The organism is Rhodoferax sp. ZS1R25 (assembly GCF_056521335.1).
In genome coordinates this window covers 439,561-460,443 of sequence record NZ_JBWMAZ010000002.1, presented here as the reverse complement: position 1 = coordinate 460,443, position 20,883 = coordinate 439,561, and the positions used below count along the sequence as shown (strand labels likewise).

Here is a 20,883-nt window from a genome sequence, read left to right as displayed (position 1 = left end):
AGCGCGCATGCATTTGCTCTCCACCCGCCCCGGCGGCCACGTTGAAGACGGTGGTCAGGGTGTGGTGCGCGTGGAACAAACGCGGGGTGACATCGTGGTGCTCAGCGCGGCGGACACCACGCTGTCGCTGTTGGCCGATGCGGCGCAGCAACTGCCCGATGACTTTCCCACAGTGCGTCTGGCGAACCTGATGTGGTTGCGCCAGCCCGCGTCGGCTGACATGTATGTGGACGATGTGCTGCAGCATGCGCGCGTGGTGGTGATCGACCACCTGGGTGCAGCCAGCGACTGGGCTTATGTGGTGGAGCGTGTGCGCGAATTGGCGCGGGAGCGCGGCCAGTGGCTGGCGCTGTTTTCGGGTGACGCCAGTGAAGACCTGCAACTGCTGCTGCGCAGTACCGCCCCGCACGAAGACTGCCGCCAGCTCTGGCGCTGCCTGCGCGAAGGCGGCCGTGACAACGCGCGTAACTTTTTTGAATTGATAGGCCACTCCGCCTTTGGCCTGGGTGCACGGCCCACACCGCCTGCGGTGTTGCCCCCAGTCATGGTTTACGAATCCCTGGCTGCCCCAACGTGGAAAGACGATGCGCCTGTGGCGATGTTGGTGTTCTACCGCGCCCATGTGCAGGCTGGTAACACGGCGGTATTTGATGCCATGCTGGCTGCGCTGCACGACCACGGCCTGAACACCGTGGCCGTGGCGGTAGATTCGCTGAAGAACCCCACCAGCTTGGTGCTGTTGCAGTCGCTGGCCGCGCAGCATGGCGTGGGCGTGGTGCTCAATGCCACGAGCTTTGCCATCACCGCACTCGATGGGGATGACGTCGACAGCGTGGATGGCGCGCAAATGGAGCCACTGGCGGGTGACGCCCCGGTGCTGCAACTCATCACTGCAGGTTGCGCGCAAGAGCAGTGGATGGCGGACCCGCATGGCCTGGCGCCGCGCGACCTGGCGATGCAGGTGGTGCTGCCGGAGGTGGATGGCCGCATCGGCACGCGCGCCATCAGCTTCAAGGGCCTGGCTTGGCGCTGCGAACGCACCGAGGTGGACGTGGTGCGCTACCAGCCCGAACCCGAGCGCATGGCCTTTGTGGCCGAGTTGGCGCGCCGCTGGTGCGTGCTGCGCGACAAACCGAATGCCGACAAACGCGTGGCGCTGATCCTGGCCAACTACCCCAATGACGATTCCCGCCTGGCCAACGGCGTAGGGCTGGACACGCCGGCGTCTACCGTGGCCCTGCTGCGTGCCATGCAGGATGCGGGTTATGGCACAGGCGCTTTGCCCGAAAGTAGCGACGCGCTGATGGCTGCGTTGGTGGCCGGAGTTACCAACAACTTGGACGCCAACGACATGCGTCCCGTCAGCCAAAGCCTGGCGATGGCCGACTACCTGGCGGACTTCAACCGCCTGGACACGGCCAACCGCGACGCGGTGAACGCGCTGTGGGGCCTGCCGGAGCAGGACCCCATGGTGCGCAGTGGCCGTTTCATGGTGTCTGGCCATCGGTACGGCAATGTGTTTGTCGGCAACCAGCCCGCGCGCGGGCGTGATCTGGATCTGGTGGCGACGTACCACGATGCCGATTTGGTGCCCACACACAACTACCTGGCGTTTTACTTCTGGCTGCGCCGCCAGTTTGCGGTGGACGCCGTGGTGCATGTGGGCAAGCATGGCAACCTGGAGTGGCTGCCGGGCAAAAGCGTGGCGCTGGGCGCCAACTGCTGGCCCGACGCCATCCTGGGCCCGCTGCCGCATCTGTACCCCTTCATCGTCAACGACCCCGGCGAAGGCAGCCAGGCCAAGCGCCGCACGCAGGCCGTGATCATCGACCACCTGATGCCGGCCCTGACGCGCGCCGAGACGTACGGCCCGCTGCAAAAGCTGGAGCGGCAGATGGACGAGTACTACGAAGCCCTGTCGCTGGACCCGCGCCGTGCCCAGCGCCTGCGCGGCGACATTCTGGACCGCGTGCTGACCGAGAACCTGCACACCGACCTGGGCTTTGCCAAACCTGCAGATGACGCCGGCCGCGAGGCACTGCTGCAGCGGCTGGATGCTTATTTGTGTGAAATCAAGGAATCGCAGATCCGCGACGGCCTGCACATCCTGGGCACATCCCCGCAGGGCCGCCAGCAGATCGACACGCTGGTGGCGCTGGCGCGTTTTCCCGGTGGCACAGCGGCGGGGCAGCGCAGCTTGCTGGTGGCCTTGGCGAAAGACTTGCTCTTGGACGGCGTGGATGGCTTTAGCGCGCTGAGCCCGGAGTGGGCTGCACTGTGGAGTGGTCCACGTCCTGCCGTGCTGCAAGCGCAAAGCGATGACGCGTGGCGCCATGCGGGCCACACGCGCGAGCGGCTGGAGCTGCTGGCACGGCAATTGGTCACCAACCATGTCGTGGTCGATCAATCATTCGATGCCGAAGCTTGGCCCCACACCGCGCCGGTGTTGCAACGCATGCACGCCGTGCTGCGCCCGCGCCTGGACGCCTGCGGCCCGCAAGAAATCCTGCAGTGCCTGCGCGGCCTCTCTGGCAAATTTGTCCCCGCCGGCCCCAGCGGGGCACCATCGCGTGGACGTCCCGATGTGCTACCCACAGGCCGCAACTTCTACTCGGTGGACACACGCGCCGTGCCCACGCAAACCGCCTACGCCATGGGTGCAGCGGCAGCCGAGCGCGTGATTGAGCGCCACTTGCAAGACCATGGCAGTATGCCGGGCCAGGTGGGCCTGTCGGTCTGGGGCACCAGCACCATGCGCACGGGCGGCGAAGACATTGCTCAGGCCTTTGCGCTCTTGGGCGTGCGGCCCAAATGGGCCGATGGCAGCAGCCGGGTGGTGGACATTGAGGTGCTGCCCATGAGCCTGAAGGGCCGGCCCCGCGTGGACGTGACGCTGCGCGTCTCGGGCTTCTTCCGAGATGCCTTCCCCAATGTGATCGACCTGTTCGACACCGCCGTGCGCACCGTGGCCGCGATCAGCGAAGAAGATGAACCCGACGAGGTGAACCCCATCCGCGCCCGCGTGCGGCGCGAGGCGGCGGATGCCCAGGCCAAGGGCCTGAGCGCCGAGGCGGCGGAGCGCGAAGCCACATGGCGCGTGTTTGGCCCGCGCCCCGGAGGTTACGGCGCTGGTTTGCAGGAACTCATGGCCAGCGGCCGCTGGAACGATGGTGCTGACTTGGCCCAGGCGTACTTGCGCGCCGGGGCCTTTGCCTACGGGCAGGGTGAACACGGCGTGGCCGCACGTGGCAGCTTTGAGCAACGCATCGCCGGGCTGGACGCGGTGCTGCACAACCAGGACAACCGCGAACACGATGTGCTCGACTCGGACGACTACTACCAGTTCCAGGGCGGCATGGCGGTGGCTGTGGAGGCCCTGACCGGCGAGGCCGCCGCGCTGTACCACGGTGACTTCAGCGTGCCCGGTGCGCCGCGCATCCGCACGCTGGGTGAAGAGGTGGCGCGCGTGGTGCGTTCACGCGCCGTCAACCCCAAGTGGCTGGAGGGCGTGCGCCGCCACGGCTACAAGGGCGCGTTCGAAATGGCCGCCACGGTGGACTACCTGTTTGCGTTTGACGCCACCACCGGCGTGGTGGGTGACCACCAGTACGCACTGGTGGCCGATGCCTATTTGCACGACGACACGAACCGCGCGTTTCTGCAGCAGCACAACCCCGGCGCACTGCGCAGCATTGGCGAGCGCCTGCTGGAAGCCATGCAGCGCGGGCTGTGGGAGGCGCCGGGTGACCAACGTGCGCGCATTGAAGACCATTTGCTGGCGCTGGAGCGCCGGGTTGAAGAATACGGAGAAGGACCCCTGCCATGAGCACGACTATGAATACTCCTGCATTGAATATTTCGCTCGAGCCCGCCACACGCGCGGCGTTCCCCTTCACTGCGCTGGTAGGCCAGCCGCAATTGCAGCGCGCGCTGCAGCTCGCCGCCATCGACCCCGGCATTGGCGGTGTGCTGATCAGCGGCCCGCGCGGCACGGCCAAGTCCACCGCGGCGCGTGCGTTGGCCGCGCTGCTGCCCGGCGCGCCTTTTGTCACGCTGCCGCTGGCCGCCAGCCTGGAGCAACTGGTGGGCACGCTGAATGTGGAAGACGTATTGCGTGACGGCCAGGTGCGCCTGGCGCCGGGTCTGGTGGCGCGCGCGCATGGCGGTGTGTTGTATGTGGATGAAGTGAATCTGCTGCCCGACGCGTTGGTGGATGCGCTGCTGGACGTAGCTGCCAGTGGGGTAAACACGGTGGAGCGTGACGGCATCTCGCAGCAGCACGCCGCACGTTTTGTGCTGGTCGGCACCATGAACCCGGAGGAGGGCGAACTGCGCCCCCAACTGCTGGACCGCTTTGGCCTGTCGGTGGCGCTGGCCAACCCGGTGGATGCCGCACAGCGCACCGCGATCTTGCGTGCGCGGCTGGGCTTTGATGAAAACCCCGCAGCGCTGGGCGAGCAACATGCAGAAGAGCAACGCGCGCTGAGCGCAGCATTGGTAGCGGCTCGCGCTGCACTGCCTCGCCTGACCTGGTCTGACGAAGTGTTGAATCACGCAGCTGCCTGCGCCATCACGGCCGGCGTGGACGGCATGCGCGCCGATTTGGTGATGCTGCGTGCTGCCCGCGCACTAACGGCATTGGAAGGGCGTAGCGAAGTGACCGTGGCGGACGTGGATGCCGTGGCTGAACTCGCGCTGGCACATCGCCGACCCGAGGGCAGTGCGGCGCAACTGCCTAGCAACGCGAGTGCTCCCCAGCCACCGCAACAGAACCCGCAGCGCCCCCAAGACCAGCAAGCCGCCGCCCCCACACCCCAGGGCGACTGGGGCACCATGCCCGCCCAGCCCGAAGGCACGACCAAGGTGCAACGCATTGCAGGGTGGCCACCAAAAAAAGCCTAGGCCACCCCAGCCGCCGCCCGCGTAACGGGCCTGGCAGCTGGCGGTGGCCTCCACCCCATACCGCTTCTACAACGGCTGCGCCTGGCGCACAGCAGCGTAGCGACGCTATTGCCTGGCTGCCTACCGTGGTCGCCAAGGGCCCGGCGCCCCTGCAGCGCGGCCATCTGCGCCACCAGCCCGTAGCGCTGCGCGCCGGGCGCTTGCATTGCATCGTGCTCGATACGTCGGGCTCCATGCGCCAGCGCGGCCGTTTGGCCCTGGCCAAAGGCCATGCGGCGTTCATGATCGAACAGGCCGCGCGACAGGGCGACGATGTGGCGCTGTTGCGTTTTGGCGGGCAGGGCGTGGAGCTGTTGCTGCCGCCGGGCCGCGCCCGTGCTTCCGGCAGCCAGCGCCTGCGCCCCGTGGGCGGTGGTGGTGGCACACCGCTGGCCGAAGCCTTGGTGCAGGCCGACCGCCTGTTGCAGCGCACGCTACGCATCAGCGGCCCCACCGAATGTTGGCTCTGGCTGCTGACCGATGGCCGCACGCTGGAGCAGCCGCAGGCGCCGCTGACGCCGCAACACCTGGTCATCGTTGACTTTGACGATCCGAAAAAGACACTGGGCCGCTGCTCCGCCTGGGCCACGCGCTGGGGCGCGGAGCACCGGCTGGCGCACGCCTGACCCATCCATTGCAAAACACATCCATGTCTGACACCGAAATCATTGTCTGCACCACCTGCCGCCCGCCTGGTGCCTCGCGCGAGCTGCCGGCCGCAGGCCTGGCCCTGTTCGAAGCCGTGCAGGATGCACTGCTGGACTGCGAGCTGGACACCGGCGAACACAAAGGCCTGCAAGTGCGCGGCCTGGCCTGTATGAGCGGCTGCTCCCGCGCCTGCACCGTGACGCTGCAGGCCCAGGGCAAATTCACCTATTACTTTGGCGACCTGGCCTCTGACGCCGAGACTGCAGCCCAGGTGATTGCCTGCGCCCAGTTGCACAAGCACAGCGCGGATGGCAACTTGGCCCGCAATACGCGGCCCGAGCGCCTGCGCAGCGGTATCCTTGCCCGATTGCCCCCATTGGTCTGAGCGCCCCCGGCTCGACATGAGCGGCCGAATCCATTACGTTTGTTTTTTTACCCAACCACCCGAAGGAGATTGCCATGACTGAACCGACAACGCTGATCCACAGCCCCGCTGCCATCCACAACCCCGGCCTGGCCGTGTTGCGCCCCTTACTGGGCGCGGCTGCTTTGGGCTTGGTGGTGCTGTACGGCGTGGCCTTTGCCGAAAGCCCCCTCATGCACAACGCCGCGCACGATGTGCGCCACATCACCGTCAAACCCTGCCACTGAGCTTGCCTTTTACCGGGAGAACCCCATGGTTTTTCAACGATTGATCTGGGCGGCGCTGGCCACCGCCGTGGTGGTGGGCAGTGTGCAAACCGGCGTGCAACGCTGGCAAGCAGCACCGCTGATTCTGGCCGCCGAGCTGTATGAAGAGCAGAAGGCCGAGGCCCCTGCACCTGTGTCCGATGCTGCAACAGCGACCCACACCCACGCGGAGGGCGTGGCCCCGCACGAACACGCGCATGAGCACGGTGCGGCCAAGGAATGGGAGCCCGAGAACGGCGCCGAGCGCATCGGCTGGACCTGGGTCGCCAACATCCTGCACGCCCTCAGCATGGCGCTGCTGGTGTTTGCGGTCATGGGGCTCTGGCTGTACCAACGCGGGACCTCGGTGGCTTCGCTGCGCCTGGCGGGTCTGGTCGCTGCGGCCGGCTGGCTGAGTTTTCACCTCTGGCCCTCTCTGGGTCTGCATGCGGAGGTGCCCGGCATGGAAGCCGCGCCTCTGCAGGCTCGCCAAGTCTGGTGGGTGCTGGCTGTGGGCAGTGCGGCTGGGGCCTCTGCGGTGGCGGGTTTTGTGCGCGCTTCCTGGCGCTGGCTGGTGGCTGCGGCCTTGTTGGCGCTGCCCTTTGTGGTGGGGGCGCCCAAGCTGCAAGGCGATGCACTGGCCGGCTTTGGCCCCGAGGCCCATGCCGCGCTGGAACAACTGGGTGCGCAGTTCATCTGGGCAACCCACTGGGTGGCGCTGTCGTTCTGGGTGAGCATGGGCCTGGTGGGTGGATTCACCTTCCAGCGCTGGGTGCGCCCGGCCTTGCTGGCCGTGCTGCAGCGTGCGGACGCCTCCGCCGTGGGCGCGGTGCAAGCCCCGCAGTGAGCGGTGTGACCGGCTTTGTCGCCATCGTTGGTGCGGGCCCTGGCCCGGCCGACCTGATGACGCTGCGCGCACTGGACCGGCTGCAACATGCCGAGGTGGTGGTGCACGACCGGCTGATCTCGCCCGAAGTTCTGGCGCTGATTCCGGCTGCTGCGCAGCGTGTCTACGTGGGCAAGGCCGTGGGCAACCACGCGGTGCCGCAAGAGGGCATCCACGACCTGCTGGTGGCGCATGCGCGCCAGGGCTTGCGTGTGGTGCGCCTCAAAGGCGGTGACCCCTATGTGTTTGGCCGCGGTGGCGAAGAGGTGCAAGCCCTGCAGGCCGCGGGCATTGCGTTTGAGGTGGTGCCCGGCGTGACGGCGGCCAGCGGCTGCTCGGCCGCGGCCGGCATTCCGCTCACGCACCGTGACTTGGCGGGCAGCTGTGTATTTTTGCCCGGCCATCTGGCCGATGACGACGCCACGCACGACTGGGCCGCCCTGGCGCGCCCGGGGCAGACGCGGGTGTTTTACATGGGCGTGCAGCGGCTGGCGCAGATTGCGCAGCAGCTCATCAGCCATGGCCTGTCGCCGGAGACGCCAGCCGCCATCGTGCGCGACGGCACGCGACCCACGCAAACCGTGATCGCCACCAGCCTGCGCAACCTGGTGGCACGTGCGCCGGCCTATGGCCCGCAGCCCGGCTTGCTGATCATTGGCGAGACCGTGCAACTGAGCCCGGATTTCCATGCGGACTGAATGGCCCTTGCCGATGGCGCTGGCCGTGCTGGTGGCGCTGGCGGTGGACCGCTGGTGCGGCGAGCCGCCGGTGCGCCTGCACCCCGTGGTGTGGATGGGCTCCTACCTGGGCACCGTGGGCCGCTGGCTGCAGTGCCACACGCGGCAAGAGCCCGGTGTCGCCGATTACAAGGCATTTTGGCTCGCAGCCCTCGTTTGGTCTGCGGGAGCTGCTATGGTTTTAGGAGTAGCTGGCGCACTGCAGTGGGCGCTGGGGGGCTTGCCCTGGTGGTGGCAGGGGCTGTTGCTGGGCCTGCTGCTCAAGCCGCTCTTGGCCTGGGCCATGCTGCATGGCGAGGTGCGGGCGGTAGAAGCCGCGCTGGGCCAGTCGCTGGCCGCCGGCCGCGAGCGCCTGCGCTGGCTGGTCAGCCGCGATGTGGCCCAGCTCAGCGACATGCAGGTGCGCGAAAGCGCGATTGAGACACTGGCTGAGAACCTGAACGACTCGGTGGTGGCGCCAATTTTCTGGTTTGCGCTGCTGGGCTTGCCCGGTGCGGCGCTGTACCGCTTTGCCAACACGGCCGACGCCATGTGGGGCTACCCCGGTGTCTACCAAGGTGCCAACTGGCAGTGGGCCGGCAAGTGGGCTGCGCGGGCGGACGATGTCCTGAGCTGGCTGCCCGCCCGCATCACCGCGCTGCTGCTGTTGCTGGTGGCTGGTGTGCGCGGCGCCATGCTGGCGCACCGCCTGCGGGCCGAGGCGCGGCAAACCCCATCGCCCAACAGCGGCTGGCCCATGGCCGCCATGGCGCTGAACCTGGACGTGGCGCTGCGCAAACCTGGCGTTTATGTGCTCAACGCGCAGGGCAGGGCGGCGGGGGCCGTGGATACTGCTTTTGCTCTGGTTTGTGCATCAAAAGCGGTTCTAGCCCTCGTCAGCATTGCGCTGGCAGCTATGGTTTTGATAGTGGCGAGGGAGTGGCGATGAGCCAGGTTCCTCGCATCCACGGTGGGCCCGACGCCTTGGGCGCACCGCGGTATGACTTTTCCACCAACAGCAATGCCTGTGGCCCTTGCCCGCAGGCGCTGGCTGTGGTGCAGGCGGCCGACGCCACGCGCTACCCCGACGCGGGCTACACCGCGGTGCGTACCGCACTGGCCGCCTTTCACGGTGTGCAGGCCTGGCGCATCGCGCTGGCGGGCAGCGCCAGTGAGTTCATTTTTCGCATCACGGCCTGGGCCGTGCAGCAGGGCGCACGCAGTGTCTGCCTGCCCACGCACGCCTATGGCGACTACGCGCATGCCGCGCAGGCCTGGCATGTGCCCGTGGTGGCGGACGCAAACGCCGCATCGCTGGTCTGGGCCTGCGAGCCGTCCAGCCCGCTGGGGCAGGCGCACAGCCCGGCGCTGGCCAGTTTGCGCGGCACCGTGGTGCTGGACAGCGCCTATGCGCCACTGCGCCTGGAGGGGCAGCCCAGCCTGGGCGACAGCCAGCGCCAGCAGCTGTGGCAGCTGTTCTCGCCCAACAAGGCGCTGGGCCTGACCGGCGTGCGCGCGGCCTACGCCATCGCGCCGCTGGGGGCGGAAGCGGCGGTGCAGCAGTTGGAGGGCTTGGCGCCGTCTTGGGTGCTGGGCGCGCATGGAGTCGCTTTGCTCATGGCTTGGACGCAGGCAGACACCCAAGCCTGGCTGCAGACCAGCCTGCAAACGCTGGCCACCTGGAAGCAGCGCCAGATCAACCTGCTGCACGCCGCGGGTTGGACCCTGCAGGCCAGCGACACCCCCTTTTTCTGCGCTCGCCCGCCTGCGGGTGTAGATGCTGTGGCCCTGTGTGCTGCGCTGCGCGCGCACGGCATCAAGCTGCGCGACGCCACCTCGTTTGGCTTGCCAGGCTGGGTGCGGCTGGGCGTCTTGCCGCCCGCCGCGCAAGACGCGCTGGCCAACGCCTTGAACCAGAAAGTGGCCGCATGACCGCCAAATGCATCATGGTGCTGGGCACCACCAGCGGCGCCGGCAAAAGCTGGCTCACCACCGCGCTGTGCCGCTACTACGCGCGCCAAGGCCTCAAGGTCGCGCCCTTCAAAGCGCAGAACATGAGCAACAACGCGCGGGTTGTCGCCTCTGACAACGGCCAGGGCGAGATCGGTTCGGCCCAGTACTTCCAGGCCTTGGCCGCCAACGCCGTGCCCGATGTGCGCATGAACCCGCTGCTGCTCAAGCCCGAGCGCGATACCCACAGCCAGGTGGTGCTCATGGGGCAGGTGAATGCCGAGCTGAGCGCCATGCCCTGGCGCGGCCGCAGCCTCAAGGTCTGGCCGCAGATAGCGCAGGCCTTAGATGATTTGCGGGCCGAGAACGACGTGGTGGTGATCGAAGGCGCGGGCTCGCCGGCCGAGATCAACCTGGCCGCCAGCGACGTGGTGAACATGCGCGTCGCCCAACATGGCGATGCGGCCTGCCTACTGGTGACGGACATTGACCGCGGCGGCGCATTCGCCCACCTGTATGGCACCTGGGCGCTGCTGCCGGAAGACCAGCGCCACCTCATCAAAGGCTTTGTGCTCAACAAGTTTCGCGGCGATGCCGCGCTGCTGGCCCCCGCGCCGCAGATGCTGCAGGACCTGACCGGCATCCCCACCGTAGCCACCTTGCCGATGTGGTGGCAGCACGGCCTGCCCGAGGAAGACGGTGTGTTTGACGACCGCAGTGTGGCCCGGGGCGCGGTGAACATGACCGTGGCCGTGGTCGCGTACCCGCGCATCAGCAACCTCGACGAGTTTCAGCCCCTCAAGAACATTCCGGGCTTGCGGCTGCAGTGGGTGCGCAGCCCTTCGGAGCTGGCCGGGCTCACGCCTTCGGACTGGATCATCCTGCCGGGCTCCAAGCACACCAGTGGTGACCTGGCCTGGCTGCGTTCGCAAGGGCTGGACGCCGCCATTGCACGCCATGCGGAGCAGGGCGGGGCGGTGCTGGGCGTGTGTGGCGGGTTGCAGATGCTGGGCGAGGCGCTGATTGATCCGCATGGCATTGATGGCAATGCGCCGGGCCTTGGGCTGCTGCCCCTGGTGACGGTGTTTGCCGAAGACAAGACGGTGCGCCACACGTCCACCCACTTTGTGCCGGATATCGGCGGGCGCTGGGCCGCGCTCGCGGGCGCACCGGTGGCGGGCTATGAAATTCACCACGGCCAAACCACCCAGCACGTCGCCATGGCTGCGGCGGGTGATGTGGCCCACGCCGTGTTGCCCGACGGTCTGGGCTGGTGCAACGCCCGCGGCAATGTGCTGGGCCTGTACCTGCACGGCTTGTTTGAAGACGCCGCCGCGTTGCAAGCGCTGTTTGGCGCGCAACTGGGTGGCACCGTGCCCACGCTGGAGACCGTGTTTGACGGGCTGGCGGACTACATCGCAGCGCACTTCTCTGAAGGTGTGCTGCAGGATTTGTTGAACTGATTTTTTGAAAGCGATTGCCATGACCACTTCCTTGCCTACCCTTGCCGATATCTCCAACGCCACGCTCACCGAAGCGCTGCAGCACACGCTCAACAACAAGACCAAGCCGCTGGGTTCGCTGGGCCGCCTGGAAGACGTGGCCTTGAAGATTGGCCAGATCCTGGGCAGCACCGCCCCGGTACTGGACCAGCCACAGATGGTGGTGTTTGCGGGCGACCATGGGCTGACGGCGCGTGGTATTTCGGCTTTTCCGAGTGATGTGACCTGGCAGATGGTGGAAAACTTTCTGGCGGGTGGTGCGGCGGTGAGCGTGCTGGCCAAGCAGAACGGCATTGCGCTGACCGTGGTGGACTGCGGCGTGAAGCGAGACTTTCTGGCGGGCTTGCCTGCGGGCAGCACGCGCCCGGGTTTGCACGTGCGCAAGGCGCAAGGTGCAGAGCAGGGCACAGCCGACTCGTCCACCCAAGCCGCTATGACGGCCGCGCAGCGTGACGAAGCGCTACAGCACGGCATGGACCTGGTGAAGGGCCTGCCGGGCAACGCGTTGTTGCTGGGCGAAATGGGCATTGGCAATACCTCGGCCGCTTCGCTGCTGCTGTCGCGCCTAGCGGGTCTGGACATTGCGGTGTGCACGGGCGCTGGCACCGGCCTGGACGCCCCAGCGGTGCAGCGCAAGACCGAGGTGCTGCGCGAGGTGCTGGCACTGCATGCCAACGCCACGGCGCCGCTGGACGCGCTGGCCGCCCTGGGGGGCTTTGAGATTGCCACCATGGTGGGCGCAGTGCTGCAAGCTGCACACGAGCGCCGCGTGATCGTGGTGGACGGTTTCATTGCCACCAGTGCGGTGGTGGTGGCGCACGCGCTGCAGCCGCTGGTGCTGCAACGCTGCGTGTTTGCCCACCGCTCGGGCGAGCGCGGCCATGAGTTCATGCTGCAGCACCTGGGCGTGCAAGCCTTGTTGGACCTGGGCCTGCGCTTGGGCGAGGGCTCGGGTGCAGCGCTGGCCTGGCCGCTGCTGCAGTCGGCCTGCACCATCCTGCGGGACATGGCGAGTTTTGCGTCCGCCGGTGTGTCCGAAAAGTCGACCGACCCGGTCACCACGCACTAAGCCCAGGCGCCATGGCCCGTTTCTTCCGCCACTACCTGCTGTCACTGCAGTTCTTCACGCGCGTGCCCGTGACCGGCCGGCTGGCGGACTGGGTGGGCTTCAGCCCGGCCATGCTGCGCGCCAGTGCGGGGCACCTGCCGGGCGTGGGTGCTTTGGTGGGGGGCGCGGTGGCGCTGGGGACCTGGCTGCTGCTGGCGTTGCTGCCCGCCAGTGCGTTTGCGCCGCTGGTGGCAGCCGTCTTGGGCACGGTGGCCAGTGTGCTGATCACCGGCGCCTTCCACGAAGACGGCCTGGCCGATGTGGCCGATGGCCTGGGTGGCACTCAGAGCCGCGAGCGCGCGCTGGAGATCATGAAGGATTCGCGCGTGGGCGCCTTCGGTGCCATTGCTGTGGTGCTGGCGCTATTGGCCAAGGTGAGCCTGCTGGCGCTGCTGGGTTCGCTGCACGGCGCCGTGCTGTGCGTGGCGCTGTTCACGGGCCATGTGCTGTCGCGCTTCTGGCCACTGCTGACGATTCGCCTGCTGCCGCATGTGGGTGATGCAGCCGGTTCCAAGTCCAAACCGTTGGCTGACCAGATCAGCCTGGGCAGTCTGTGGGTAGCGGGTTTATGGTCGTTGGGTGTGCTATCCCTTGCCGGCATTGCGCAAGCAGCTATGGTTTTTGTAGTGCCCGGGTTGTCTTGGCCAGCATTAATTCTTTGGTTGGGTGCTGGTGCGTTGGCCAGTGGCCTGGCCTGGTTGGGCATGCTGCGCTGGTTTGCGCGCCGCCTGCAGGGCTTCACGGGTGATTGCCTGGGTGCCACGCAGCAGGTGTGCGAGCTGGCGTTCTACCTGGGCCTGGCGTTGGTCTGGGGCGCATTGCCGCGCGGTGGCGTGGCATGACGCTGTGGGTGGTGCGCCATGCGCAGCCGCGGGTGGCGCCGGGCTTGTGTTACGGCGCGCTGGACATGCCGGCCGACCCCGAGGCCACGGCGCGCACCGCCGAAACCCTGGCCCAAGAGCTGCCGCAGGGGGCCGAGGTGCACGTCTCGGTGCTACAAAGATGTGAGCTGCTCGCGCAGCATCTACGGGGGCTACGGCCCGATTTGACCTTCAAGCCCGAGCCGCGGCTGGTGGAAATGCACTTTGGCCTGTTTGAGGGAGTGGCCTGGGCCGACATCGCCCAGGACGCCATGGACGCCTGGACCGCCGACTTTTGGGCGCACCGCTTTGGCGGGCAGGAGTCGGTGGCCGAATTCATGGCCCGCGTGGCCCAGGTGTGGGACGCCTGCCTGCCCGCGCGCGCCGCGGGCCAGGCCCAGGTGTGGATCACGCATGCGGGTGTGGCGCGGGCCGCCAGCCTGTTGGCACAGGGGCAGCGCACGGTGTTGTACGCCGGGGATTGGCCGCGCGAGGGGCCGGCCTTTGGCCAGTGGTTGCGGTTTTTGCCCTAGTCACAGCCGCAGCTGTTGTTACCGGTTTGAGGGGGGCCGCCTAGGACCGGCGGCTCATTGCGTCACCACCTTGTTGCGCCCCAAGTCTTTGGCACGGTACATGGCGGCATCGGCCCGCGACATCAGGTGCTGCAGCGACATGTCGCTGGCCTGCAAAGTCGCCACGCCCATGCTGACCGTGTAACGCGGATGGGCGGGCGAGTTGGCCGTGGCAGCGCGGATGCGTTCGGCCACCACCACGGCGTCCTCCTGCGAGGTTTCGGGCAACAACAGCACAAACTCTTCGCCGCCCAGGCGGCCCAACTGGTCCTGGCGGCGCAAATGGGTGTTGACCCGGACCACAAAGTCGATCAGCGCCTTGTCACCGGCCAGGTGGCCGTAGGTGTCATTGATCTGCTTGAAATGGTCCAGGTCCATGGCGATGAGCGACAGATCGCGCCCATGGCGGCGGCAGCGGTCCATCTCCAGCTGGGCGGCGGTGTCCCAGGCGCGGCGCATGAGTGCGCCGGTCAGCGAATCCTTGGTGGCCAGGCGCTCAAATTCATCGCGCACGCGCTCGCTGGCCAGCAGCACAAAACCGATCAGCGTGAGCAGGGTGCAGCAGGTCAGCACCGCGCTGATCACGGCGTTGAAGTTGTTGGACACCATGGCGTTGCCTTCGGTGTAGCCCGACAGCGCCCCCGCGCCCTGAACCACCCAGGCGCAGGCTGTGGCCATGAGAGATAGCACCAAAAAACGCCCGGAAAAATCGAAGCGGTTGTGCTGCACCAGGCGGTGGCTGTGCAGCACCACCAGCATCACCATGGTGCTGTCAATCACGGCCACGCGGGCTTCGTACACCGGTTGCATTTCCACAAAATAGGCCAGCAGCAGCGATGCGAAAGCCACCAGCGCGCCCACCGTTTTCAGGCTGGAGGGCAGGCCCAAAAACTTCTCGGTGCCTAGCAGCCACATCAGGGTGCCGCCTATCAACAGGCTGTTGCCGCCCCATACCGTCGCCAGCAAGGGCAATATGCCGCGCAGCGCCACCAGCACAATGCCGACAAAAATCACCAGCGTGCCACCGGCCCACCAGCCCAGGCCGCGCACGCTGACGGGGTAGTTGCGCCGCAACGACAGCAGTACGAAGGCCATGAGTGGCCCCATGAAGGCGGCCATGAACAGAATGGTGCGAATGTCCAGCTTCAAAGAGTCACTTTCTCTACGGCGCCACTCAGGCCAACAAACTGGAAATATCGCTGAAGCCTTCCGGGTCGGGCAGCTGCGCCACAAGGCGCTCCACGGGCAACTTCAGATAGGCCAGCACGCCGGGTGGCGCTTGGCGCAGCCCGTCTTGCACCATGGCCAGGCTGCTGCACTGGTCGGCCAGGCAGCCCGCCAGATGCACCACGGCGCACAGGCGCGACACCTGCACCGCGGCGGCGGCATCCGTGCAGTGGCCCAGGGCTTGCACCACCTCATCGGGAAAATCCCAGCGGCGTGCCACCAGTGCGGTGATCTGCCCTTCGTCAAACCCCAGCGCCAGATGCTCGCGCCGCCAGCGTTCGCCGGCCGGGCAGGGCTGCGCGTCCAGCAGCGCGATCAACGAGGGGTTGTGCAGCGCAATGACCAGTTCACCCAAGCGCAGCATCATGCCGGTGAGCCACGCCTGGGCCTCGTCCAGCCCCATCTGACCGGCCAGCCATTTGGCATAGCCCGCGCACACCATGCTGTAGCGCCAAAACTCTTGCCGGTTGATGGACGGGGGCAGAGAGAAGCCCTGCGCCATGCAGATGCCCAGTGCGCGTGCGCGGATCTGCGCCATGCCGACCACGGTGACCGCGGTGTCCAGCGAGGTAACGGAGCGCGACAGCCCAAACATGGCGCTGTTGGCCATACGCAGCAGGGTGGCGGTGAGGGCCGGGTCTTTGGCGATGATGTCGCGCACCATGACCACATCGGCATCGTCATCTTCCAGCGTGCGGATCAGCGCGTGGCCAACCTCTGGCATGACGGGCAGTTTGACCGTCTGGATGAAAGAGTTGATGTCCGCCATGGTGGAGGGGGGCTTAGCCTGGAGGTGCGGGAGTCTTGAGTGTAAAGCCGCAGACCGCCGCCACACCACATTGCCAGCACAGCGGTTTGCGCGCCTGGCACACATAGCGGCCATGCAGGATCAGCCAGTGGTGGGCGTCCACCATGTAGGCAGACGGAATGCGCTTGAGCAGCTTGTGCTCTACCTCCAGCGGCGTTTTGCCCGGGGCCAAGCCCGTGCGGTTGCCTACCCGGAACAAATGTGTGTCCACTGCCATGGTGGGTTCGCCAAAGGCCACGTTGAGCACCACATTGGCGGTCTTGCGACCCACGCCGGGCAGCGCTTCCAGGGCTTCGCGCGTGCGGGGCACCTGGCCGCCATGCAGGTCCACCAGCATCTGGCAGGTCTGCATCAGGTGTTTGGCCTTGCTGCGGTACAGACCGATGGTCTTGATGTGCTGCTCCAGGCCTTCAAGGCCCAGGTCGAGAATTCTTTGCGGCGTATTGGCCACCACAAACAGCCGCCGCGTGGCCTTGTTGACACCCACATCGGTCGCCTGGGCCGACAGCAGCACCGCCGCCAGCAACTCGAAGACGGAGCTGAATTCCAGCTCCGTCTGGGGGTGTGGGTTGGCGGCCTTCAGGGTGGAAAAAAAGGTCTCAATGGCGGCAGGCGTCACTGGGTGCTGACATCCAGAAAAGTCGCTTCGTCGGGGAACTTGGTGCGCAGCCATTCCACATCCAGCATCAGCGCGCTGATCACTTCGGTGGGCAGGATATCCACGGCCGAGGCATCGCGGTGGGGCTCTTCGGCCAGCAGGCCGGCCAGGTGCACGATGGCACCCAGGCGCGAGAAAGCCTGGTCGGTGATGGGGTCGGCCGAGCGCTGCAGCGCCTGCACGATTTGCATGGGGAAGTTCCAGCGGCGTGCCAGCTCGGCGGTGATTTGGCCTTCGGTGAAACCGGTGAGCCGCTGTTCACGCTGCCAGCGCACGCCGGGGATGTGCGGCAGCTTTTCGATTTCGTGCAGGGTGGTCGGGTCGGCTTGGGCAATCAGCAGCTCGCCCAGGCGCAGCATCATGCCGGTAAGCCAGGCCAACTGGCCGTCAATGTTCAGGCGGTTGGCCAGCCACTGGGCGTAGCCCGCGCAGGCCATGCTGGAGCGCCAAAATTCTCCGCGGTCCAGGTCGGGCAGGGAGGGGAATGATTCGCTCAGGCAGGCGCCCAGCGCCAGGGTGCGCACCTTGGACATGCCCACCATGGTGATGGCGTCGTCCAGTGTGCCCACCCCGCGCGGCAGGCCGAATTGGGCGCTATTGGCCAGGCGCAGCAGCTTGGCCGAGAGAGCGGGGTCTTTGGCGATCAGATCGCGTATCTGGGGAACCGAGGCGTTGTCGTCGTTCAGGCTCTGAATGAGCGCGTGCGCGACCTCCGACATGGAAGGCAATTTGATGGATTCAAAGAATGAATCGAGGTTGGCCATGGTTTCTCCCAAAAAAGTTGCGACCCAATCGGTGACAATTTAACCCATAGCCATCCATGTGCGCCGCAATCTGCGCGGTACGGACCACTATTTTTTGCCCTTCGTTTGCCGAAAGAGAGCCCCATGCAATTTGCCGATCGCCTGAACAATGTAGAAACCTCCGCCATCCGCGAGCTGTTCAAACTGCTGGGCAAGCCCGGCATCATCAGTTTTGCGGGTGGCTTTCCCGACCCCGCGCTGTTTGATGTGGAAGGCATTCGCGAGTCCACCGACGCGGTGCTGAAGAACAGCCCCGGCCCGGTGTTGCAGTACGGCGCCACCGAGGGCTACCAGCCGCTGCGCGAAGGCATCAGCACCCACATGGCCAGCAAGGGTGCCACCGTGGCCCCCGACGGCCTCATCGTGACCACCGGCAGCCAACAGGCGTTGGACCTGATCGGCAAGACCATGATCTCGCCGGGTGACAAGGTCATCATGGAGGCCCCCACCTTCCTGGCCACCATCCAGTGCTTCCGCCTGTACGGCGCGCAGGTCATCGGCGCGCCGATTGATGCCAACGGCGTGGATGTGGACAAGCTCGAAGCCCTGATTGAAGAGCACAAACCCAAGCTGGTCTACCTCATCCCCACCTTTGGCAACCCCAGCGGCGCCATGCTGAGCCTGGAGCGCCGCAAACGCATTCTGGAAATTGCGGCGCGCACCCAGACCCTGGTGGTGGAAGACGACCCGTACGGCGAGCTGTTCTTTGACCAGGCCCCACCCCCCAGCCTGCTGGCCCTGAGCGATAGCGTGCCTGGCAGCCGCGACTGGTTGGCACACTGCGGCAGCTTCAGCAAAGTGCTGAGCCCCGGTCTGCGCGTGGGTTGGCTGATCGCGCCACCTGCATTGTTGAGCCGCGCCACCATGTGCAAGCAGTTCAGCGATGCCCACACCAGCAACCTGACGCAGGCCACCGCGGCGCATTACCTGACCCTGAACCGCCTGCCCACTGCGCTGAAAGCCGTGCGCTCCACCTATGCCGAGCGCGCCCGCGTGATGGCCGAATGCCTGCAGCGCGAGCTGGGGGATGCCATTGCATTTGAGCGGCCCCAGGGCGGCATGTTCTTCTGGGCACGCCTGACCGGCGCGCATGGCAAGGAGCAGAACGCCAACGAATTTGCCAAGCGCGCCATCGACAAGCTGGTGGCCTTTGTGCCCGGTGCGCCGTTCTATGCGCATGATCCTGACCTGAGTACCCTGCGCTTGAGCTTTGCCACGGCCGATGTGGCCAAGATCGAAGAGGGCATTGGCCGCCTGGGCCAGGCCTTGTAGTTCCTGGGACCGCCCCGATATCCTGATCTTTGAGCGAGAAACCCTTATATGTCCGCCACCCTGAAAATTGATTTTGTGTCCGATGTGTCCTGTCCCTGGTGTGCCATCGGCCTGCAAAGCCTGGAGACCGCGCTGGGTCGGCTGGGTGATGAGGTGCAGGCGGACATCCAGTTCCAGCCGTTTGAGCTGAACCCCAAGATGGTGTCTGAAGGCGAGGACATCACCGAGCACCTGCACAAGAAGTACGGCTCCACCCCCGAACAGGCCGCCGCCGCCCGCGAGAACATTCGCCAGCGCGGTGAGGCCCTGGGCTTCACCTTCAACATGGACAAGCGTGGCCGCATTTACAACACCTTTGATGCGCACCGCCTGCTGCACTGGGCTGAGACCTCGGGCCAGCAGCTGGCGCTGAAGAAGGCGCTGTTTGCCGCCTACTTCACCAACGGCGAAGACCCCAGCAACCACGAGGTGCTGCTGCGCGCTGTGCGGGCGGCGGACCTCGATGTGGACGAGGCCCAGCGTGTGCTTGCCACGGACGACTACGCCGCGGAAGTGCGCGAGCAGGAGCAGTTCTACCTGGACCAAGGCATCCACTCGGTGCCAGCCGTCGTCATCAACGACCGCCACCTCATCTCCGGCGGCCAGCCGCCCGAGGTGTTTGAGCAGGCGCTGCGTCAGATCGCGGCTCAGGGCTAAGCGGCCTGCGCCATGCTGGACCGGCGGCAACTCCTGGGGTGGGCCGCCAGCAGCGCCAGCACTCTATGGCTGCCGCGCAGCGCCTGGAGCCAGACTCGGCTAGATAGCAACCCCTTTGCACTCGGCGTGGCCAGCGGCTCGCCCACGCATGACTCGGTCGTCTTGTGGACCCGGTTGGTGCAAGGCCATTCGCAGGCCGTGGTGCGCTGGGAAATAGCGCATGACGAACAGTTCCAGCGCCTGGTGCAGTCCGGTCAGGCCCAGGCGCCATCCGCCTTGGCCCACGCCGTGCATGTGGAGGTGCAGGGCCTGGAGCCAGACCGCTGGTACCACTACCGTTTCATGTTGGGGGCGGCCATCAGCGCCGTGGGGCGCACACGTACCTTTCCGGCGCCAGGTGCCGCCGCCAAGCGCTTGCGCCTGGGCTATGCCTCCTGCCAGCACTGGGAGCACGGCTACTACAGCGCCTACCGCCACATGCAGGGTGAGCAGCTCGATGCGCTGATGTTTCTGGGCGACTACATCTACGAGTACGCGGGCAGCAGCAAGGCGGTGCGCAGCGCGTCCGGTGGCACCGCCGTCACGCTGGAGGACTACCGCGCACGCTACGCCCTCTACAAAAGCGACCCCGACCTGCAAGCCATGCACGCGGCTTGTCCGTGGCTGCTGACCTGGGACGACCACGAGGTGCAAAACGACTACGCCGGCATCACGCCGGGCAACCGCGGTCCCGAGGGCATCGACTTTGCCGCGCGCCGCGCTGCCGCCTACCAGGCCTACTACGAGCACATGCCGCTGCGGGCCGCAGCACTGGGTCGGGCGCTGAATGGTGTCTGGGGGCAGGACCGCGCGTTGCGCCTCTATGACAGCGTGCCGTTTGGGCGCTTGGCCACGCTGCATTTGCTGGACGACCGCCAGTACCGCGATCCGCAGGTCTGCACCAAAGGTGGCGGCCCCGGTTCCAGCACCGTAAACCCGGCCCACTGCCCGGCGCTGGCGGACCCGCGGCGCACGCTGTTGGGCGCCGCCCAAGAACACTGGCTGGATCAGTCTTTGGCCTCGGGCGGCGGGCAATGGACGGTGCTGGGCCAACAGACCGTGTTTGGCCAGCGCGACTTCAAACCCGGCGAGGGGCTCAGCGTGTCCAACGACGGCTGGGATGGCTACGGCGCCGCCCGCACCCGCGTGACCGATGCTCTGCAGCGCCACCAAGTGAGCAATCCGGTGTTTCTGGGCGGTGACGTGCATTCCAACTGGGTGGGCCATGTGAAGGCCGACTACGCGCGCCCTCAGAGCAAGGCAGTGGGCGTGGAGTTCTGTGGCACCAGCATTACGTCACGCGGTGGCAACAACGAGGGCATGCCAGAGACGCTGGCGGACAACCCGCACTTTGTGTTTGCCGACCGCGAGCGACGGGGCTACGGGGTGGCGGAGTTCACGCCCAAGCAGCTCAGCGTGACGCTGCGCGTGGTGGACGATGTGACGCAGGCGGACTCTGGCGTGCAAACGCTGGCGGCGTTTACGGTGGAGCAGGGGCGGGCGGTGGTGCACCAAGCCTGAGGGGCTT

The 20,883-nt window shown here is 66.6% G+C and carries 20 protein-coding genes; 16 read left to right on the top strand and 4 right to left on the bottom strand.

What is annotated here, in order from left to right; translation table 11 throughout:
• The first annotated feature begins 7 nt into the window (after positions 1-7).
• The 13 genes from cobN to AC097R_RS12935 all read left to right on the top strand — a co-directional run bounded on the left by cobN (position 8) and on the right by AC097R_RS12935 (position 13,813).
• The gene (gene cobN / locus AC097R_RS12995) at positions 8-3,826 is read left to right on the top strand and encodes a cobaltochelatase subunit CobN (RefSeq protein WP_479598575.1); all 3,819 of its coding nucleotides are present in this window, start codon (positions 8-10) and stop codon (positions 3,824-3,826) included.
• On the top strand, positions 3,823-4,902 hold the full coding sequence (locus AC097R_RS12990; protein ID WP_479598574.1) for a magnesium chelatase ATPase subunit I: 1,080 nt from the start codon (positions 3,823-3,825) through the stop codon (positions 4,900-4,902). Before cobN ends, AC097R_RS12990 begins: the two co-directional genes overlap by 4 nt.
• 125 nt (positions 4,903-5,027) lie before the next feature.
• Complete coding sequence (locus tag AC097R_RS12985; RefSeq protein WP_479598573.1) at positions 5,028-5,567, top strand: vWA domain-containing protein; 540 nt, start codon at positions 5,028-5,030, stop codon at positions 5,565-5,567.
• 23 nt (positions 5,568-5,590) lie between these two features.
• Positions 5,591-5,974 (top strand): DUF1636 family protein, encoded by a 384-nt coding sequence (locus tag AC097R_RS12980; RefSeq protein ID WP_479598572.1) that lies wholly within the window; start codon positions 5,591-5,593, stop codon positions 5,972-5,974.
• 74 nt (positions 5,975-6,048) lie between these two features.
• The gene (locus tag AC097R_RS12975) at positions 6,049-6,240 is read left to right on the top strand and encodes a CbtB domain-containing protein (RefSeq protein ID WP_479598571.1); all 192 of its coding nucleotides are present in this window, start codon (positions 6,049-6,051) and stop codon (positions 6,238-6,240) included.
• Positions 6,241-6,265: 25 nt separating this feature from the next.
• Complete coding sequence (locus AC097R_RS12970; RefSeq protein ID WP_479598570.1) at positions 6,266-7,105, top strand: CbtA family protein; 840 nt, start codon at positions 6,266-6,268, stop codon at positions 7,103-7,105.
• On the top strand, positions 7,102-7,842 hold the full coding sequence (cobA, locus tag AC097R_RS12965) for a uroporphyrinogen-III C-methyltransferase (RefSeq protein WP_479598569.1): 741 nt from the start codon (positions 7,102-7,104) through the stop codon (positions 7,840-7,842). Before AC097R_RS12970 ends, cobA begins: the two co-directional genes overlap by 4 nt.
• Entirely contained in the window at positions 7,832-8,809 is a 978-nt protein-coding gene (cbiB, locus tag AC097R_RS12960; protein WP_479598568.1) for an adenosylcobinamide-phosphate synthase CbiB, read from the top strand. Before cobA ends, cbiB begins: the two co-directional genes overlap by 11 nt.
• Positions 8,806-9,792, top strand: a complete 987-nt coding sequence (locus AC097R_RS12955; RefSeq protein WP_479598567.1) for an aminotransferase class I/II-fold pyridoxal phosphate-dependent enzyme — start codon at positions 8,806-8,808, stop codon at positions 9,790-9,792. The genes cbiB and AC097R_RS12955 overlap by 4 nt, the downstream gene beginning before the upstream one ends.
• A complete protein-coding gene (locus AC097R_RS12950) occupies positions 9,789-11,273 on the top strand; it encodes a cobyric acid synthase (protein WP_479598566.1) in 1,485 nt (494 codons plus the stop codon). Before AC097R_RS12955 ends, AC097R_RS12950 begins: the two co-directional genes overlap by 4 nt.
• A gap of 19 nt (positions 11,274-11,292) precedes the next feature.
• Positions 11,293-12,381, top strand: a complete 1,089-nt coding sequence (cobT, locus tag AC097R_RS12945) for a nicotinate-nucleotide--dimethylbenzimidazole phosphoribosyltransferase (RefSeq protein ID WP_479598565.1) — start codon at positions 11,293-11,295, stop codon at positions 12,379-12,381.
• Between the two features lie 11 nt (positions 12,382-12,392).
• The gene (locus tag AC097R_RS12940) at positions 12,393-13,262 is read left to right on the top strand and encodes an adenosylcobinamide-GDP ribazoletransferase (protein WP_479598564.1); all 870 of its coding nucleotides are present in this window, start codon (positions 12,393-12,395) and stop codon (positions 13,260-13,262) included.
• Positions 13,259-13,813 (top strand): histidine phosphatase family protein, encoded by a 555-nt coding sequence (locus AC097R_RS12935; RefSeq protein ID WP_479598563.1) that lies wholly within the window; start codon positions 13,259-13,261, stop codon positions 13,811-13,813. Before AC097R_RS12940 ends, AC097R_RS12935 begins: the two co-directional genes overlap by 4 nt.
• A gap of 54 nt (positions 13,814-13,867) precedes the next feature.
• On the opposite strand, the gene AC097R_RS12930 is transcribed toward AC097R_RS12935, so the two are convergent.
• Genes AC097R_RS12930 through AC097R_RS12915 form a run of 4 tightly spaced genes read right to left on the bottom strand, consistent with a single transcriptional unit; the run spans position 13,868 to position 17,309 of the window.
• Complete coding sequence (locus tag AC097R_RS12930) at positions 13,868-15,001, bottom strand: GGDEF domain-containing protein (protein WP_479598562.1); 1,134 nt, start codon at positions 14,999-15,001, stop codon at positions 13,868-13,870.
• 25 nt (positions 15,002-15,026) lie between these two features.
• On the bottom strand, positions 15,027-15,848 hold the full coding sequence (locus AC097R_RS12925; RefSeq protein ID WP_479598561.1) for an HDOD domain-containing protein: 822 nt from the start codon (positions 15,846-15,848) through the stop codon (positions 15,027-15,029).
• Positions 15,849-15,861: 13 nt separating this feature from the next.
• Positions 15,862-16,506: an endonuclease III gene (nth, locus tag AC097R_RS12920; protein ID WP_479598560.1), complete on the bottom strand. Its 645-nt coding sequence runs from the start codon at positions 16,504-16,506 to the stop codon at positions 15,862-15,864.
• Positions 16,503-17,309: an HDOD domain-containing protein gene (locus tag AC097R_RS12915; protein ID WP_479598559.1), complete on the bottom strand. Its 807-nt coding sequence runs from the start codon at positions 17,307-17,309 to the stop codon at positions 16,503-16,505. The genes nth and AC097R_RS12915 overlap by 4 nt, the downstream gene beginning before the upstream one ends.
• A gap of 123 nt (positions 17,310-17,432) precedes the next feature.
• On the opposite strand from AC097R_RS12915, the gene AC097R_RS12910 reads away from it, so the two are divergent.
• From AC097R_RS12910 to AC097R_RS12900, 3 genes are read left to right on the top strand one after another with little or no spacing between them, the layout of a single operon-like run.
• Entirely contained in the window at positions 17,433-18,620 is a 1,188-nt protein-coding gene (locus AC097R_RS12910) for an aminotransferase-like domain-containing protein (protein WP_479598558.1), read from the top strand.
• Between the two features lie 48 nt (positions 18,621-18,668).
• The gene (locus tag AC097R_RS12905; protein ID WP_479598557.1) at positions 18,669-19,316 is read left to right on the top strand and encodes a DsbA family oxidoreductase; all 648 of its coding nucleotides are present in this window, start codon (positions 18,669-18,671) and stop codon (positions 19,314-19,316) included.
• 12 nt (positions 19,317-19,328) lie between these two features.
• Positions 19,329-20,876 carry an alkaline phosphatase D family protein gene (locus AC097R_RS12900; RefSeq protein WP_479598556.1) on the top strand — a complete coding sequence of 516 codons (1,548 nt, stop codon included), beginning with the start codon at positions 19,329-19,331 and terminating at the stop codon, positions 20,874-20,876.
• Positions 20,877-20,883: the final 7 nt, after the last annotated feature.